The sequence below is a fragment of the Salidesulfovibrio brasiliensis JCM 12178 genome, from assembly GCF_001311825.1.
GTDB classification, from domain to species: domain Bacteria; phylum Desulfobacterota; class Desulfovibrionia; order Desulfovibrionales; family Desulfovibrionaceae; genus Pseudodesulfovibrio; species Pseudodesulfovibrio brasiliensis.
Genome location: NZ_BBCB01000014.1, coordinates 11475 through 28402, shown reverse-complemented (window position 1 = coordinate 28402; position 16928 = coordinate 11475). Strand labels below are relative to the sequence as shown.

Sequence of the window (16928 nt, the reverse complement as noted above, 5' to 3'; positions counted from 1 at the left end):
TATTACCGAGCCTTGATGTCGTATGGGATATGTTTGAACATAATTTGCTCTTTCTTGAGTCGCATGGCCCCAAATCGGCATCCTTCACCATAGATGATCTTAGGGCCATCATGCGGGGGAAGGCTTTTCAGAATGGGAGTCGTGAGGATGTTGCCGCCATTAACCGTTTTGTCGCCCAATATGCCATTGAAAAGGAGGTAATAAGCAATCCCATTGTGGATGCCGAGAAGTGGTGAATCGGCATCGCCAGTGTAAGGAGATTTTGCTTCGCAGAACCATATATGGGCAGCAAGGGCAGGGAATCTAATTGACGGATTGATTTTGCCATCGTCATCAAACACTGGATCACCCAATTGGCAATATCTGAATGAGCCACCACCCTCCCATGCCAGTGCTTCGGAGATTCCCCCCTGTTCCCCATCGATCACTTTTTTTTAGCCGCGGAAGACAATGGGTTTCAGCATGTTCCCCCATTTCAATCCCGATGTAGTTGCGGTCCATTTTGTGGGCAACTGCGGCAGTAGTACCTGAGCCAAGGAATGAGTCGAGTACGATGTCGCCAGGTGTAGTTGAAACGTGAAGTATGCGTTTAATGAGCCGCTCAGGCTTCGGTGTGTCAAAAGCATTGCCAGCACCGAAAAGCTTATTGATTTCTTTTTTCGCTTCCTGGTTGTGTCCTACGTCTTGGTTTCCCCACCACGTCCAAGGTGTTAGTCCCTGAGCATCAGACAAAAAATTCTTGATTCGTGGACGTGAATTGCCTTTCTTGCCAAACCAGATTTTGTTGTTGGCAACGAGATTGTTGAAAACAGATTCAAGGTTGGCCCAACATCGACCTTCGGGGGGATGGTATTCTGTTCCTCCTGGAGTCGTGATTTTGTACATTTGGTTCGGTCGATAACCTTGTGCAGTGAAATCGGTTGAAACCCACGGTCCTCTTCTGTCGTTGTCTGGATTTTTGTATTTAGCTCGTTGAGCCTCATCTAGTTCGATTTTGTTTAGGTTAGCCCTTATTGTCTCAAAATCTTTTGCATAGACAAGTATGTGATCATGAGCGTCAGAGATTGTTGCGCGAGCATCTGGCGAAGTCCTTTTTTGCCAGATTACGTTTGCAACAAAGTTTTTTCGTCCAAATATTTCGTCTAGGATAATCTTGGTGTAGTGCGCTTCGTTGTCATCGAGATTGACCCAAATGAGGCCAGATTCAGAAAGCAAATCTCTTAGCAGCTCAAACCGGGGATACATCATAGAGAGCCATTCGGTATGCTCAAGATTGTCATCATAGTGTTCGAACGCGCTTTGCGTATTGTACGGCGGGTCAATGTATATGCACTTTATCTTACCAGCATAGAACGGAAGCAATGCTTTAAGCGCATCAAGGTTGTCTCCATGGATCAACATGTTTTGCGTTTCAGGATCATCGCCATATGTCTCAACGGCCTCAAGAAGGCGATAGGGGGCTAACGAAGATGCTGCTATATCTTTGTCACGGGTGAGCCAATGCAATGTGGGCATATATCAAGTCCAAATTCGACGATTAAATATTTAACGAATCGTGAGTAGAAAAAAGAAAAATGTCAACCAGCCGAGGCAATTAACCTCGGAAAAGTGATGACATATTAGGGGGAGTGAGGGCAACCGGAATCCGGTTAGTTGAGAACAGCAGTAACGATGCGGGAGATGAGCTTCAATTCTTGATCATTTGCCGTGTCAATATGCCGCTTTAATCCATCGGCAAGCGACTTTCGATCCATCTCATGGGCATTGTCAAAAAGTGCAATAGGCTCAATTCCAAGGGCTGCTGAAACCTTTTCGAGGAACTCCAGCGTAGCATTAGCTTGGCCACGCTCGCACTTGCCGAGGTGTTTCCCGTTTACGCAGCTATTTCAGCCAGCCCATCAAGTGTTAGCCCCCGTTGCAGCCGTAGTGCGCGTATTCTTTTGCCAAGTCTTTCAGAAAAATCAGACATATCTAGCCCCTAAGCAAGGATACTGACTTTTAGGGCTAGAAAAACAATTCAAAACACTCTAAATTCAAGTTTTGGATTGTTATAAGTTTGTTTTTACCGCCTGTGAGGATGCCGTGGCTATAAGCGAAGAAGAATACCAGATGGAAAAAGACCTGAAGGAATAGGGGAAGTTGTCCCCCTATGCGGGCTTGATTCGCTTGTTCCAATCCGAAGTTACTATGCTGAAAAGTGATTTGGTAGATGAGTTGGCTGTTCATTTTACTGACAACAGGGAAGCGACAGTTGAGCAATTGCGGGAGATGCAATCAGTCATAGACAGTGGTCAGGAAAGCATCTTGACAGAATTGCGCGAAACAAATCGGTACCTCAAGAAGCTTACCGAGCAAGGCCAGCCCCAAGCGACTCTTCATAGTACAGGGAGGGCTGTTAACATGTAGTGGTTCATACTTGATCTGACAGTATGTCCCTTCTGCGGAGATCACTTTTTTAAGATTTCGTATAAAATCTTAAAAAGTGCGAGTTGTTATCGCTTGAAGGAGATTTCGCCTCCATCGTAACTAAACTCACATGCCATGTTCGGGGGGGGCATCTCCAAGAAGAGTGCAGACTAACATAAGCCCGGAACATAAACTGGGGGCAGGTCAAGATCGAGCGAGGTGAGGTCAATCTGACTATCCAATCTCTTGATCAGATAGCAAGTGCTCTTGGGATGAAAGTCCATGAATTAATTCAATGTGAGCATGAAGAAGAGGTTGATACCCTTCGTAAACTCTTGATCGATTACATAGCCCAGTGTCCGAATGATGAAGTCAAATTGGCGTACAAATTATTAGTGGCGTTGAGGTAGACATGACCAAGTTTTTTATCGAGGAGGACCAATCGATCTATTCAAATTGGTTTCGCCTTAGAGCTGCGATGCTTTTTCCTGACAATTCCCTTCGCCAAAAGCAGGCATATGATTATCTACACTACCGGTTTCTTATCAAGCATCGAAACAACGAAGCCTTCGATTTTGGCAAGATACCCTATAAGAAAATTGCTATCCGTCTATCCAAGTTGATTGGGAAAAAGACATTTTTAGATGACATGCGAAAGAGAAAGTTGTCGTCAAATGTGGCAGGGATGTTTCTTCATCTGTTGTTTTCAATGCGACATTACGACATTCCTGAACCTGGTATAAACAAAGCAAAATCTCTGTACTCTTGGCGGTATGCGGATAAGCAGAGAAAAGCCCAAAAGAAAGGTAAGAAATTCAAATTTAATATTTCAAAAACATATGCAGACGAGAGCCGGAAAGATCACAGAGACGCCTTGCCGTATTGCGCTGCTCATATAAGGTGTTGTCCTACGTCTGCTAGTTCGTCTATCGAATTTGAAAGGCGTTTGGATCGATTTCTTGCCTTAGCGTATGAGTATAAAGAGTTTTGTTTAGACTATGAGCACGCCAAAGATGTGGGCAAGAAGAAGCTTGTCAGCAAAGCGCATTTGTTGAATATAGTCCACTCTCGTACTAAGGTGGCGGTCGATCCCAATGATATAAAACCTTATTCTGTCGACCTATTGTATAAATATCTACTCTATGACTACGAGAATCAACTCCAAGAGAAGATGATTAAGCCAACTGATGTAAGTGGTTTAGACTAGTTTAACTCATTTGGTCTTTTGAGGTCTAGAAGAATCCTCCTATGCTTTTGCGTAGGAGGATTTCATGTCTAATAAGCCCTTAAACACAGAGCGGAGCCGTTGGCTCAAGATGGGACAGGCGATGAGCATGCTCAACGTCTGCCGCGATACCATGCGCTCTTATTGTGTTCAGGGGCTTGTTCGTGCGGAAAAGTTACCGTCTGGTCATTGGCGTATCGAGCAGGGGAGTATTGAGCAACTTCTGCAATGTCGAGACAGGCTAGTTGTTGAACATTTGCGGAGACTTATGCTATGACTATGGGCATAATGGGACTCCGTGAACCTTTTAAACGGGGTAGTGTTTGGTACTACGAAGTCAACCGGAAACGGATGAGTCTTCGTACCTCGAAAAAGTCTGAAGCCAAGCTGCTTTTCGCGGAGATCAAACGCCAATATCTGGCTGGCCGACTCGAAGAGTTGAAAGAAGAGGAAAGCACAGTTTCCCTCGGCGAGTTTGAAGACGAATACCTCGAATGGGCCGAGTCTACCCAGGAACCAAAGACCTTCAAGGCCAACAGACTTGCTTTGAGAAAGCTGCTTGAGGTCGAAAAGCGTTCTGTGTTCCTGGAAAAGCTCGGGTTCAAGTCTTTGGATACCCTTGTAGCGAAATGCAAGGGCAAGAAGCTGAAGACTACAACAATCAATGTCTACATCCGGCATGTGAGGGCTGTCTTCAACAAGGCAGTTGATTGGGGATACGTGAACGAGAATCCCTTCAAAGGCTACAAGGAGTTGAGGACTGCCAAGCGGCCACCCGCGTTTCTTTCCGCACAGGAATGCACGAATCTCATCAAATCCATAGAGGATATGGACCTCCGCCGTTTTGTGATTGCTTTGTTGTACACAGGGCGGCGCAGAGGAGAGCTGTTTGCGCTTGAATGGGCAGATATCGACTTCGAGCGAGATTGCTATCTTGTTCGGAAGAGTAAGACCCACTTGGCAAAGCGTTATCCAATGCATCCCGAGTTTCGTGCAATCTTGGAATCCTTCGATGACCGCCAGGGGCGCGTTTTCAAGTGCTTTGGACACCCGGACACATTAACAGGGCTTGTGAAGCAAGCTTTAGTAGATGCCGGACATCCTGACATGCGTTTACACGACCTTCGACACTCCTTTGCGTCGAATCTGGCGGAGGCTGGTGAATCGCTTCAGGCTATCGGTGAGTTGTTGGGACACACTGATAAGCGAACTACGGAGATTTATGCTCATCTGTCTGATCATCATCTCCGGGCTTCGTTGAATCGTTTGAAGCTGGACAATTGATCAACTTAAAGGAGTTTAAAATGAAAATTGCGATCGTAGGAAAGGGTGAACAGGGTGATTCTATGATTTGCTGGTCACAAGGAATCTTTACTTCATACTCTGATTCGAAAAATGGGGGAGGTTTTTTTGTGATATTGTCACCAGAAGACTACATGTGGAAAGACGATTATGACGTTGTGGTCTTTCTGGTCAGTGCAAACGAGTATGACGCTTGCGCTGAGATGGCAAAAGAGATTTTGATCTTGAATTCAAAAGGGCAAAAGTTAGAAGTTTTTGCGATGGCTGACTATGGAATAGATAGGGCGAAGCACAACATTAAAGCCCTTAAGGAGTTGTGTCCGACTATTCACTATGTGGAAATGGAGTTCGCGTATAGGTGTTGGGATTTCTATGAGGACTCGATATTTGTTCCCTTAGCTGAAAAACTGGATGGGTATATAGCGGCCCAAAAACGACTGCATTGTATGATCTCAGGGGTTGCGGAAGAGCTGGCGTGCAAACTGGAGCACCTTAGGGTTGAATGAGTAATATTGCGTACATTTTGCGTACAGTTGTCAATATAACCAAATAAAGAAAAGCCCCACAATGACATAAGTCTTTGTGGGGCTTGACTATCCCTGGAGCCAGAGATCAGAGTTGAACTGACGACCTACTGATTACGAATCAGTTGCTCTACCAACTGAGCTACTCTGGCTGAGGGAGGAGATGATTAATCGATCAAACGGCGCGGGTCAAGGGGAAACAGAGGGTTTTCATGGGATCAAAGGGAGGATTACGCTTCGCCACTTGTATTTTACCTCTTTGGAACGTAACGTGACCGTAATTCTGGTTGCTTGAGGGGGTTGGTGTGAAGCGCGTGCTGTTTATGGCCCTCGCCGTGTTGTTGATGGCCTGCTCGCCGCAGGCCGAGCAGCAAAGGGCGAGAGGAGGCCGTTCGGGGATTACTGACAATGAGGTCGTCCTCGGCTCGTCGCTTGCGCTGACAGGGCATGCGGGCTACCTCGCACCCAGACCCTGCGCGGCGCCATGAGTTACATCCGGCACGTCAACGAAAATGGCGGCGTGCACGGCAGGACAATTCGGCTCATCGTCAAGGATGACGCCTACGATCCGCCCAAGTGCCTTGCCAATACCCAGGAATTCCTCATCAGGGACAACGTTTTTGCCTTGTTCAGTTACGTCGGTACCCCGACAACTGTTCGTGTGCTGCCCATGCTTGAGGAGGCGCGTATCCCGCTGCTTGGCGTGTTCACCGGAGCCAAGGCCCTGCGGACGCCGTTCAATCGCTACGTCATCAACATCCGCGCGTCATATTATCAGGAAACCGAAGCAGCCGTGCGGCAGATGGTCCAGACACTCGGGCTGCGCAAGATCGCGGTTTTCTATCAGTTCGATGCCTACGGCTTCGACGGCCTCGTAGGCACTGAGCTGGCCCTGAAGCGGTTCGGTCTGGAGCCTGTGGCTCGCGGCTCCTACATCCGCGGCACCCTCGGCGTGGGCGAAGGTTTGTCGCGCATCATGGAGTCGGGCGCAGAAGCCGTTGTCATGATAGGAACCTACGGGGCGTGCGCCGAGTTTATTCTGCGGGCCGAATCAAACGGATACAACCCTCTTTTCTATACCGTTTCGTTCGTCGGCGCGGAGGAGCTTGCTCGCAGGCTGAGTACCGAGCCGGATGCACCGGTGGTTATGTCGCAGGTGGTCCCCTCGCCGTTCGGTTTCGGGACGTACGAGCCGTCTGGTGTTGCGCTTGAATATGTGGAACTGCTTGAAAAGTATTACCCTGCGAACGGCCGAGCTATGTTGGGTTGGAAGGGTTCTTCAACGCGAGAGTCCTCGTTGAGGGCCTGCAGCGTGCCGGGCGCGACCTCACGCGTGCAAAATTCATCAACGCCATTGAGTCCATCGAGCAGTACGGTGTCGGGGCAGGCATGACCATTTCATTCGGCCCCGGAGACCACCAGGGCATGGACAGCGTGCATTTCACCCGTCTGCATGACGGGAAGTTCGTGCCGCTGGAGGATTGGGGCGTGTTTGAGGATGCCAATGGCTCCGGAGGCTCGTCATGATGAGTCTCTTCCGTTCCGCGTGGAAGCGGTTCGATCAGGCCAGCCTCAAGAACAAGCTGGTTTTCTCCATGCTCGTGGGCGTCATGTTCATCAGCGTGGCCATTGCGTTCATCGCACGCTGGATTCTCGTTTCGTCCCTGACGAGAGAGCTTGAAATGCGCGGGAGCGCCATCGCCCACTCCATAGCAGAGCGAGGTGGCGGCTACATCCTTGACCGAGACCACCCGCGTCTGCTGGCCCTGATTTTCGACGAAGCCCGGCTGCATGAACGGCGGCGGCTCGTTTCATACATTTTCATCGAAGACCTTGAGGGCGACATCGTGGCCCACACCCTGACGCAGCCCCTGCCCGAGAGCCTGACCGTCAACTCGGTGCCCGACGGCGCAGTGCGCAGTGTGGAGATCGTCAGCTTTTTCGGCAACCCGGCCATTGACATCGCCGTGCCGATCAAGGAGGGGCTGTACCGCATCGGCACGGTGCATGTGGGCTTGAGCAAAAGCCACATAGACAACCTCATCTCGAAGCTGCGCGTGGCTTTCCTCGGCTTCATCTCAGGCATCGTGCTCATCGCGGTGTACCTGTCGAACCGATTGTCGCACTACATTACCAGACCAATCAGCAACCTTACGGAAATCGCCGACGAGATCAGCCGGGGCAACTTCGACATTCCCATCAACCTCGGCACCGCCAAGGCGTGGGACCCCTCGGACTGTCCGGCCTTCTGCGACTCCAATCTGCCTTGCTGGCACTTCGACCTCTCCGTTCAGGAGCGGGCCGACCTTGTCAGTTCGGACACATACAAGGCCTGCAACCGTTGTCTGTTTTACGGAGTCAGAAAGGGGGACGAGGTGGTCCAGCTCGCGGATTCGTTCCGCAATATGGTCTGGAGCATCAAGCTGTACCGGCGTCGGCTCAGGGAATCTGAGGAAAAGTACCGTTCGCTGTTCGATTCCGGTCCGGACCCGGTGTTCGTGCTCGATTGCGAGACCGGACAGGTCATCGACGCCAACCCGCGTGTGCAGGATCTTTATGGGTATGATCGCACTGAGGTGGCCGGCGTGCTTTTTTCCGAGTTCTGGCCGGAATACGTGGCTGGGAGCTTCGACAGCCACACCTCGAGTTCCGACTGCATCTACTACCCGAAAGTGCTGCACTACAAGCGCCGGGGCGAACCTTTTTACGTCAACATGCATGCCTGTGCCATCTCGTACAAAGGGCGCAGGGCGGTAATTGTGTCCGCCACCGACATCACCGAGATGATCGAAAAGGACGCCCAGCTCATTCAGGCGGGCAAGATGAAATCGCTCGGCGAGATGTCCGCCGGTATCGCCCATGAGCTCAACCAACCGCTCAACGCCATCAAGATGGGCAGCGAGTTTATGCTTATGATGGATGACGGCGGCGTGCCCGTAACTCCCGAACAGTACCGTGACGTGGTGCGGGAGATGAGCGCGCAGGTGGACCGTGCCTCCGGCATCATCAATACCCTCCGCTCCTTTGGCCGCAAGTCTGACTTCGTGCGGGAGCGTGTGCCGGTCAACGCGGTGGTCACGGACGTGCTTTCCATCCTCAAGCGGCAGTTCGAGCTGGACAACATCACCTTTGATCTTGATCTGGCCGAGGGGCGGCTTGAGGTGCTCGGACACAACAACCGGCTGCAGCAGGTGCTCTTCAACCTTGTGACCAACGCTCGTGACGCCATCAACGACAAGGATCAAGAGGACGGCCGGCGCATCGGCATCCGAACATGGAGCGATTCCGGACGAGTGTTCATCGAGGTGGAAGATTCCGGGGGCGGCATTCCGGCGGATGTGCTGGACAAAGTCTTCGAACCGTTTTTTACTACCAAGGAAGCGGGGCAGGGCATGGGCCTCGGGCTTGCCATATCCTACGGCATCGTCAAGGACTACGGCGGGTCAATGAACATCGAGAGTAATCCGCCGCAGGGGACGAGGTTCATCCTTGAACTGCCTGCCGCGCCGGAGAGGGAGTCAGCATGACGCGAAAAATACTGATTATCGATGATGAGCAGCCGACATTGAAAATGTTCACGCTTCTCTTGGAGGCCATGGGCTACGAGACCGTGTGCGCGTCCGACGGACAGGAGGGGGTGGACAAGTTTATGGAGGAGCGGCCGGAGATCGTGCTGACGGACATCAAGATGCCCATTATGGACGGCATCGAGGTGCTCAGGGCCATCAAGAAGGCTTCTCCCGCGGCGGAGGTCATCGTCATCACCGGTCACGGCGACATGGAGTTGGCCATCAAGGCGCTCAACCTCGACGCCACGGATTTCATCGACAAGCCCGTGCGACGCGACGCGCTGGAGCAGGCCCTGCGCAGGGCCGAGGAGCGTATCTCGCTTTCCCGCAACGAGGACAGCCTTGTTCGTGTGGAGATAGACGGGAACGACACCACCATTCACGTGCGGGGCAACGTCACGGCATTGAGCGGGCCGACTCTGGCGCGGGCGTTCAAGGATGCCTGCCGTCTGGAAGGGGATATCGTGCTGCGGTTCGACGACAACACTTCCATCAACGGCGCCGGGCTTTCTTCACTGGCGTCGCAGATGTCCGAGTGCGTGGATCGTGGCCGCCGCGTCTACATCTCGGGCTTGTCCGAGAACTTCCGCACGGTGTTCGACATGATGGGCCTGTTCCGTCTTGCTGAATTGCGCCAGTAGCACGCTATCCGCGCATCAGGCTGCACTGCCGATTGGCCCATGAGCACGACTTCAGGTAGTTGGCGGCAGCGTGGGGCAGGCAGGCTCCGTGTGACACAAGCACGTCGTTTGCCTTTTTCCAGTCATCGCATTCGATTGCCTCAAGCATCCGAATCCAGCTTCTCAGCGGCACATCGCCGCCGGTCAGCGCGCCTTTGACTTCGTCGTCAATGGGCAGGTTCTCCAGTACCTGTTCCATGGGATGCGCCAGCAGTGCGTCAAGCTTGGAGAAGAGGCCGAGCATGAACATGGTCCCTGCGGTGTATTTCACGCTGTCGAGCGAGGCCATGGATTCCAGAAAACGGGCGCGTTGCAGGGCCATGTAAGCCAGTTCGCTGCCCCGTTCGGAGTCGTCCATGCCGGACATCAGTACCACCATCGCCCATTTCTTGATTTCATTGAGGCCGAGGAGCGTCACGGCCTGCTGAATGGACTTGATGCGATGCGCGATGCAAAAGGATGCCGAGTTGATGTAGGTGAGCAGACGGTAGCTCAAGGCTACGTCCGAGGCGATGGACTCGGCCAGTCTGGTCATGTCGCACTCGGGCATGTTCAGCTCGCGCAGAATCTGCAATTTGGCCACGGCGGCTGCGCTCACCGGCTCGCCCGGCCTGAAGAAGGGCTTGGTGAAGAAGGGGCCTTGGAAATACTGGAACCCGAGGGCTCGCGTGCCTTCAAAGGCTTCCCACGAGTCGATGTCCACGGCGAGGATTTCACCGTTGAAGGCCTCGGCTTCCTTTCGGATACTCATGACCTCGCGGGGGCTTTTGTTTCGGATCGAAACCCGCAGGTAGTCGCTTTTTTCCAGCAGGCCGCCGTTGGTGTTTCGCAAGGCATCGAAGCTCGCGGCGACCTTGGCGCCGATGTTGTGGGCGGTTTCGAGCATCGAATGCGGGTCGGCCTCTTCTGAGCCGGGAAGGGTGAGGACGTGACGCGGGCCGATGCCCCACTGGCCGAGGTCTTCGGGCAGGGTTTGCTTGTCGAACTCCAGAAGGATTCGCTTGTCCGATGCAAGCTGCGCCTCGAACTCTTCGAGGATGAGCCTTGTTTCCTCTTCGGAGTCGGCCTCGGGGGTGGTGTTGTGCAGGCTCAGTTCATAGGCCCAGACGTTCTTGTCGCGGTCAAATACAGGGGTACGGTTCAGAATGGTTTTCGCGTCGTTCAACTGTTCGGTTGCCACGTGATTCTCTCCAATAAAGCTGTCTCGTATGTCGATTGGTCCCGCATGAATGCGCATAGCACGTCAGATGAATCCGAGTCCATTATTTCGAGGACAATCCTGTGATGGCATTTCCATGAAAACATTGCTAATCTCGTCGGGAATCAACCGGAGGAGCTGTCCCCATGAGTTCGCGCCAGCCTTGGTTTGCCGCATCATGCGTGCTTGCCGCTTCGTCTGCGGTGTTGTGCTTTGCGCTGCCTGGTCATGCCGCTGGGGGCCTGACCGCGATCGGCGCTGCGGCTGCCGCCGGGTTCGGGCTGCTCAAGAGGCAGGATGATGCCGGGGTTGCAAGCGTCGCCGTCAGTGATCCGTTGGCCACCGTTGCCGCAAACGTGCCCGGCATGGTCTTGCGCTGCCAGCCGGACGAGGAGCGGACGCTTCGGTATATGGGCAGCCAGATTGAGGCGCTGACCGGCTTTTCCCAAGAGCGCTTCATGGATCGGGGAGCCTACCTTCCGTTCATTTATCCAGATGACCGAGCCTCGGTGGCTGCGGCTGTCCGGAAGGCCGTCGAGGCTGAGGACGCCTACGAGATCGAATATCGCATGATTCACAAAGACGGCTCGTTGCGCTGGCTGCAGGAGCGGGGCCAAGTTGTGCGTGAAGGCGATACGGTGCTTGTGGATGCGCTTGTCGTGGACATCATGTCCCGCAAGGAAGCAGAGCGTGAGCACGAGGACCTGCGCTGGCACCGTGAGGCCATGGAGTCCCTTGAGCACGCGCTCGGATGCGGGGGGAGTCTGGAGGATGCCGCGGGCAGGGCGCTCGAAGTCGTCCGGCAGGCGCTCGGTTCGGACAGGGCGTGGCTCATGCGCGCAACGAGTGAAGACTTGCAGTCGTGGGAGATTCCGGCGGAGCGCACGGCCATGGATTATCCGGGTCTTGCCAGCGTGGGAGGCGAATACTCCATAGCCGATTCCGACAAGTATTTTTTGGACGTGGTGTTGCGAAACGAGGAGCCCACGGCAGCGGAGCTTGGCGGCAAGGTGTCGGTCCCGGCCATGCTGGCGGCCAGTTTTTCAGTGCGCAGCATGTTGGCCATGTCCATCAGAACCGATGACGGCACCCATTGGCTGTTCGGGCTTCACCAGTGCTCGTGCGATCGGGTTTGGACCGAACGGGAGAAGGCGCTCTTTCGTGCCATGGGTGACCGGCTGCACAGGGCGTTGGAGCAGGGACTGGCCCGCCGTGACCTGCTTGAGAGTCAGGAGCGGTTTCGGATCTATACTGACCAAGCCCTGCTCGGCATTTGCGTGTTGCGCAATGGCCGGTTCGAGTACGTCAACAGGGCCATGGCAAAGATATTCGGCTATACGCGGGCCGAGCTGCTGGCTTTTGCTCCCGACGACGTGCTTTCGATCATCCACCCGGATGACCGTCTCATGGTTGCCGAACAGATGGAGCGCAAGCAGGAAGGAAAGCCCGACGTCAGGGAGAATTATGTTTTCCGGGGGCTGCGCAAGGATGGCAGCACCTGTTGGGTGGAGATTTTCTCCCGCACGGTCCACCACGGCGGGGAGCCTGCCGATCTGGCCATGATGCTGGACGTCACAGAAAAGCGCCGCCTTCAGGAGCAGGAGTTGCAGGCCAACCTCAAGATGGCTGAAGACCTGAAGGACAGGAGCCACGCACTTGCCGGAAAGACGCGTGAACTGGACGAAGCAAGAACCCGGCTGTTGCAGCTGGACCAGATGAAATCATCCATGCTGACAACGGTCTCCCACGATCTTCGCACTCCCCTGACCTCGATTATCGGTTTTTCAAAGCTGCTCAGAAAGGATGTGGAGGCCGTTCTCTCCGCAGGCGACTCCTGTGATCAGTCCAGCGCTGCCGCGCGCAGACTGGAGCGCAAACTCGGCATTGTGGAGGAAGAGGGCGAGCACCTGACCAAGCTGGTGAACGATTTTCTTGACCTTACGCAGTTGGAAAGCGGCGAGATGCAGTGGCGCGATGAGGACGTCGACCTCGGCAAGGCGTTGGAAGGAGCTGTTGCCGCAGGCGAGCGGCTGTTCAGCGAAAATGAGGACGTCGCGTTTGAATGGGACATGCCCGCCGCGCTGCCGACCATGCGACTTGATCCCGTGCGGCTGGAGCAGGCCGTGCTCAACCTGGTCAACAACGCCGCGAGGTTCACCGAAAACGGTACTGTTTCGCTTCTGGTGAACGTCGAGGATGCGCAGGTGCGCATCGAGATCAATGACACGGGCAGGGGTATTCCGGAAGACGAACTGGACCGCATCTTCGAAAGCTTTCATCGCGTGGAGCAGGGCGACACGCTCCGGCGCACGCGGCGCGGCTCCGGTCTCGGGTTGACTATTGCCCGTGAAATCGTTGACCACTATGGTGGAAGCATCGAGGTCGTCTCCGCTCTCGGACGGGGAAGCACTTTCACAATCCTCCTGCCCCTCAACGGTTAGTCGGACCTGTTTCCAAGCACGCGTTGCAATTCGGCGTCAAAGTCGTCGTTCTGCACCGGCTTGGCGATGTATCCGTCCATGCCTGCGGCGAGGAACGCCTGCTTGTCACCCTTGAGCGCATGGGCCGTCAGGGCGATGATGGGGATGTCGCCCTGTCCTCCCACGTTGTCTTCGCGGATGGTTCGAGTTGCCTCCATGCCGTCCATTTCCGGCATCTGGATATCCATGAGAATTACGTCGAGCTTGGTTTCGGCGAGTACAGCCAAAGCTTTCCGTCCGTTTTCCGCGGTAAGCACTTCGTGCCCTGCCTGCTCCAGCATCTTGCTTGCGGCAAGCCTGTTCACGCGTTCGTCTTCCACCAGAAGAATTTTGAGGCCCGTAAGCCTTGACGCATCCGAGATTTGAAGGGGATCCGCCTCGGCGCGGCCCATGGCCTGCTCAAGCGAAAGGCATATCAGTGCGCTCGTGCCCTCGTTCAGTTCGCTTTCAAGGAGCGCGTCCCCCTTCATCAGCTGCGCGAAGCGGCGAACGATGGGCAAGCCCAGACCGGAGCCCTGATAGCGCCGACTGTGAGAGCCGTCCACCTGCGAGAAGGCCTCGAAGATATCCTCCAGCTTGTCATCGGGGATACCGATGCCGGTGTCCTCGACGACCATCAGAATTCTGACCTCGTCCGCGCCGCCGGGCAGTGGGTGGCACTCCACGGAGACACAGCCCTGTTCCGTGAACTTCATGGCGTTGCCCACGAGGTTGAAGAGAATCTGGCGCACGCGACCCGCATCCCCATGCACCAGCGACGGCAATGCGGGTGACACATGCCATGTGACCGCGATGTTGCGCTGGTCTCCCGAGAGCCGGAACATTTCCATGACTGAGGAGACGGTGGAGGCCAGCGAGAAGTCTTCCTTGAAAAGTTCTATTTTGCCCGCTTCGACCTTGGAGAAGTCGAGAATGTCGTTGATGACGCCGAGAAGGTTGCGTCCAGACTCCAGCGCGGTTTCCAGATACCTACGCAGTGACGGCTGCAGGTCTTCGGAGAGGGCCAGTTGCAACATGCCGAAGATGCCGTTGAGGGGGGTGCGAATCTCGTGACTCATGTTTGCCAGAAACTCGCTCTTGGCCCGGTTGGCGGCCTCGGCCTGTTCCTTGGCCGCGACCATGGCCTCGTCCATGTTTTTGCGGCTAAGCGCAAGTGCCAGCAGGCTGGCCATGCTTGAGAGCGCGTTGATGGCGGCATCCGTGTAATCCTCCGGGGAATTGGCCACGGCGATCTGCCCCACGAGCTGTCCTTCGTGCACCACCGGCACGCTGGCGAACCGGTGAAGGGGAACGTGCCCTTCGGGCATGCCGATGGCGGCCGGATGTGTTTCCGGGCTGTTGGTCAGGAGCGGTTCCAGCGAGTTGAGCGGTGCGCCCCAAAGGCCCGGGTAAATGCCGTTTCGTTTGGGGAAGACCGGATTCTTTTTCTTCATGTTGCACAGCTGATCCTCGATCATATAGCGGAACGTGTGCACGATCAGGTCGCCGCTTTCCTGATCGATGGTTCCGACGAAGCCGAGCTCGCTGCCGGTGATTTCAAGTGTGTGCTGCAGGATGAGTCTGGTGATCTCGGCAAGGCTCATGTCGGGCTGCGTGAGCTCCCTTGCGATGGTCGCCTGTGCGAGGTTCACCGCGGATTCCCGCAGGATGCGGTTCTCGTTGCGCCTGCGCTTGGTGATGTCGCGGGCGATGGCCAGCAACATGTGCTTGCCACCGTATGAGATGCCCCCGACGCGAATCTCGGCGGGCAGGATTGTTCCGTCCTTGCGCCTGAGGTCGCGCTCCAGAGTCTCTGGCTGCTGCGGCCAGGAGCCCCAGCCGTTTGCCAGTTCCATGTCCGGGACCAGATCCTCGAAGCGGCGGGCCAGAATTTCGGAGGAGCCGTATCCGAGGGCAAAGCACGCGCTGCGGTTGGCAGTGATGATCTCCCCGCCCATGTTCAGCACCAGGATCGCGTCCGCGGCCTGATCGATAAGGCTTCTGAACCGGGCTTCGCTTTCCTCCAGCGCCTTTTGTGCGGTCCGTATTTCAGTAACATCCTTGCAGAACCAGAGGAGAGCCCCTTCGGGCATCTTGACGGCATCCACATAGGCGTACCGATCCGTGTTGCCGAAAACAAGCGAAGTGCTCCCGCCTCGATAGACACCCTTCTCGTTCAGGGTGATAAGCGCCTCACGGGCCCGCTGCCACTCGTCCTGAGGCAGCAGGTCAAAGATGCTGCGCCCTTCGAGCCTCCTGCGGGCTTCGTCCATCCCTGTCAGCGAGTATGCAGCCTTATTTGCCTCGAGAATGGAGCCTTCCGTGGACGTCATGAACACGGCATCGGGCGCGGAGTTGATGGAGGTGCGGTAGCGGGTCTCGCTGGCCCGCAGCCTGTCTCTGGCTTTTTGCAGCGCCCTGTTCAGGTACAGCAGGTATCCCACTGCCAAGAGCAGCACGACCATTATCGGTCCGCCAGTACGGATGATGGCCCAGTGACGATCCCAGATCGGCGGGGTGTCGTTGAGCAGTATGGCGTCGTGGCGCTGGCGGCGCATTTGCATGTTGAAACGGTCCATGACTTTTCTGTCAAGCATGCAGACGTTGGCGTCATCCCCGTCTATGACCGGGACGTTGTCCGGTGAGCGGCCGTCAAGAATCTCCGTGGCCATGAGGGCTGCGAGACGTCCCTGATTATAGTGGCTCACCACGTGCCCGCCTGCCAGCCCTTGCCCCACGCCGTGCTCCCACAGGTGGAAGATCGGCACTGGTGCATGGTCAAGAATGAGTTTGGCTCCTTCTTCAAAGCTTTTCAGGCTGCCTCTGCGGTCATGAAAGGCCGAGAGCAAAAGCAGGGCCTGTCCCTTTTCAAGGCCATTCAGCCTTTCTGCCAGCTCTTCCCAACTGAGGATTGAGAGGTCGAGCGCCCGGAGGTTGGCCTTGGTCCGCCGCTGTTCTTCAAGGAAGGATTGCAGGTCGGTTTGCCCCGTCAGTGTCGGGTCGGATATGGCTATGATCTCTCGCGTTTCGGGCAGGAGTTCGGTGATGAGTGCGATGGTCCTGCGAATGGAGAGCTCTTCGAACACGCCGGTTGCATAGTCCTTGTCCCGGATGCGCCGCAGGGCGTTATCGCGATTGTTGATACCGAAGAAGACGAGAGGGAGTCCGGGAAAGAGTTCCTCGTGGTTGTCTATGGCGAAGTTGAAGGCGTTGTCGTCTGCCGTGAGCAGAATGTCGTACTTGGCGAGCGCGCTCAGCTTGGTCTTCAGCATGCCCTTGAAGCGTCTGATGTCCGAAGGCGTGTTGAAACGTTTCGAGTCCATGAACTCGATGTCGAGCTGAACCCCGGCGGGGTCGAGGACGGAGTGCAACCCCTTCGCCTGTTTGAAAAATGTCGGGAACGCAGGATGGTACGAGCAGATCAGCAGCGCCCGGTTGCCCATGCAGAAGGCCACAGGCGCGGTAAGCGCAAGGAGTGCAGCGGCCAGAAGCAGGGCCGATCCGGTTCGGAAGGTCATTCAATATCTACTATACAAAGCACACGAAGATGCAATGATAATAGTCG

11 protein-coding genes, 1 tRNA gene and 1 pseudogene are annotated in these 16928 nt (G+C 55.0%); 8 read left to right on the top strand and 5 right to left on the bottom strand.

The window, feature by feature from the left end; genetic code table 11:
• Positions 1–2 precede the first annotated feature (2 nt).
• Both JCM12178_RS18940 and JCM12178_RS06090 read right to left on the bottom strand, forming a co-directional pair.
• Positions 3–341: a hypothetical protein gene (locus JCM12178_RS18940; protein WP_218185632.1), complete on the bottom strand. Its 339-nt coding sequence runs from the start codon at positions 339–341 to the stop codon at positions 3–5.
• A 4-nt stretch (positions 342–345) separates the two neighbouring features.
• A complete protein-coding gene (locus JCM12178_RS06090; protein WP_218185631.1) occupies positions 346–1515 on the bottom strand; it encodes a site-specific DNA-methyltransferase in 1170 nt (389 codons plus the stop codon).
• A 1303-nt stretch (positions 1516–2818) separates the two neighbouring features.
• Here JCM12178_RS06090 and JCM12178_RS06080 point away from each other — a divergent pair.
• The 4 genes from JCM12178_RS06080 to JCM12178_RS06065 all read left to right on the top strand — a co-directional run bounded on the left by JCM12178_RS06080 (position 2819) and on the right by JCM12178_RS06065 (position 5439).
• Positions 2819–3613, top strand: coding sequence for a hypothetical protein (locus JCM12178_RS06080; protein ID WP_054649663.1), 795 nt, complete (start codon positions 2819–2821; stop codon positions 3611–3613).
• Positions 3614–3677: 64 nt separating this feature from the next.
• Positions 3678–3908, top strand: a complete 231-nt coding sequence (locus JCM12178_RS20725) for a helix-turn-helix domain-containing protein (protein ID WP_054649661.1) — start codon at positions 3678–3680, stop codon at positions 3906–3908.
• Positions 3905–4915, top strand: a complete 1011-nt coding sequence (locus tag JCM12178_RS06070; protein WP_054649659.1) for a tyrosine-type recombinase/integrase — start codon at positions 3905–3907, stop codon at positions 4913–4915. The genes JCM12178_RS20725 and JCM12178_RS06070 overlap by 4 nt, the downstream gene beginning before the upstream one ends.
• A 20-nt stretch (positions 4916–4935) precedes the next feature.
• The gene (locus JCM12178_RS06065) at positions 4936–5439 is read left to right on the top strand and encodes a hypothetical protein (RefSeq protein ID WP_054649657.1); all 504 of its coding nucleotides are present in this window, start codon (positions 4936–4938) and stop codon (positions 5437–5439) included.
• A gap of 94 nt (positions 5440–5533) precedes the next feature.
• On the opposite strand, the gene JCM12178_RS06060 is transcribed toward JCM12178_RS06065, so the two are convergent.
• Positions 5534–5609 (bottom strand) — tRNA-Thr (locus JCM12178_RS06060).
• Positions 5610–5780: 171 nt separating this feature from the next.
• Here JCM12178_RS06060 and JCM12178_RS06055 point away from each other — a divergent pair.
• The 3 genes and pseudogenes from JCM12178_RS06055 (at position 5781) to JCM12178_RS06045 (ending at position 9667) form a co-directional block, all read left to right on the top strand.
• Positions 5781–6984, top strand: a pseudogene (locus JCM12178_RS06055) (ABC transporter substrate-binding protein).
• Positions 6981–8984 (top strand): ATP-binding protein, encoded by a 2004-nt coding sequence (locus JCM12178_RS06050; RefSeq protein ID WP_083465760.1) that lies wholly within the window; start codon positions 6981–6983, stop codon positions 8982–8984. The pseudogene JCM12178_RS06055 and the gene JCM12178_RS06050 overlap by 4 nt, the downstream one beginning before the upstream one ends.
• Positions 8981–9667, top strand: coding sequence for a response regulator (locus tag JCM12178_RS06045; RefSeq protein ID WP_054649655.1), 687 nt, complete (start codon positions 8981–8983; stop codon positions 9665–9667). Before JCM12178_RS06050 ends, JCM12178_RS06045 begins: the two co-directional genes overlap by 4 nt.
• Positions 9668–9671: 4 nt before the next feature.
• Here JCM12178_RS06045 and JCM12178_RS06040 read toward each other — a convergent pair whose 3' ends face one another.
• Entirely contained in the window at positions 9672–10886 is a 1215-nt protein-coding gene (locus JCM12178_RS06040) for an EAL and HDOD domain-containing protein (protein WP_054649653.1), read from the bottom strand.
• Between the two features lie 164 nt (positions 10887–11050).
• On the opposite strand from JCM12178_RS06040, the gene JCM12178_RS06035 reads away from it, so the two are divergent.
• The gene (locus tag JCM12178_RS06035) at positions 11051–13345 is read left to right on the top strand and encodes a PAS domain S-box protein (protein WP_054649651.1); all 2295 of its coding nucleotides are present in this window, start codon (positions 11051–11053) and stop codon (positions 13343–13345) included.
• On the opposite strand, the gene JCM12178_RS06030 is transcribed toward JCM12178_RS06035, so the two are convergent.
• On the bottom strand, positions 13342–16881 hold the full coding sequence (locus JCM12178_RS06030) for an ABC transporter substrate binding protein (RefSeq protein ID WP_054649649.1): 3540 nt from the start codon (positions 16879–16881) through the stop codon (positions 13342–13344). The two genes, JCM12178_RS06035 and JCM12178_RS06030, sit on opposite strands and share 4 nt — an antisense overlap.
• Between the last annotated feature and the right edge of the window lie 47 nt (positions 16882–16928).

Excerpts from the sequence above, each read along its gene's own strand:
- JCM12178_RS06090 (WP_218185631.1), bottom strand. The coding sequence starts at position 1,515 with ATGCCCACATTGCATTGGCTCACCCGTGACAAAGATATAGCAGCATCT.
- JCM12178_RS06080 (WP_054649663.1), top strand. The coding sequence starts at position 2,819 with ATGACCAAGTTTTTTATCGAGGAGGACCAATCGATCTATTCAAATTGG.
- JCM12178_RS20725 (WP_054649661.1), top strand. The coding sequence starts at position 3,678 with ATGTCTAATAAGCCCTTAAACACAGAGCGGAGCCGTTGGCTCAAGATG.
- JCM12178_RS06070 (WP_054649659.1), top strand. The coding sequence starts at position 3,905 with ATGACTATGGGCATAATGGGACTCCGTGAACCTTTTAAACGGGGTAGT.
- JCM12178_RS06065 (WP_054649657.1), top strand. The coding sequence starts at position 4,936 with ATGAAAATTGCGATCGTAGGAAAGGGTGAACAGGGTGATTCTATGATT.
- JCM12178_RS06050 (WP_083465760.1), top strand. The coding sequence starts at position 6,981 with ATGATGAGTCTCTTCCGTTCCGCGTGGAAGCGGTTCGATCAGGCCAGC.
- JCM12178_RS06045 (WP_054649655.1), top strand. The coding sequence starts at position 8,981 with ATGACGCGAAAAATACTGATTATCGATGATGAGCAGCCGACATTGAAA.
- JCM12178_RS06035 (WP_054649651.1), top strand. The coding sequence starts at position 11,051 with ATGAGTTCGCGCCAGCCTTGGTTTGCCGCATCATGCGTGCTTGCCGCT.
- JCM12178_RS06030 (WP_054649649.1), bottom strand. The coding sequence starts at position 16,881 with ATGACCTTCCGAACCGGATCGGCCCTGCTTCTGGCCGCTGCACTCCTT.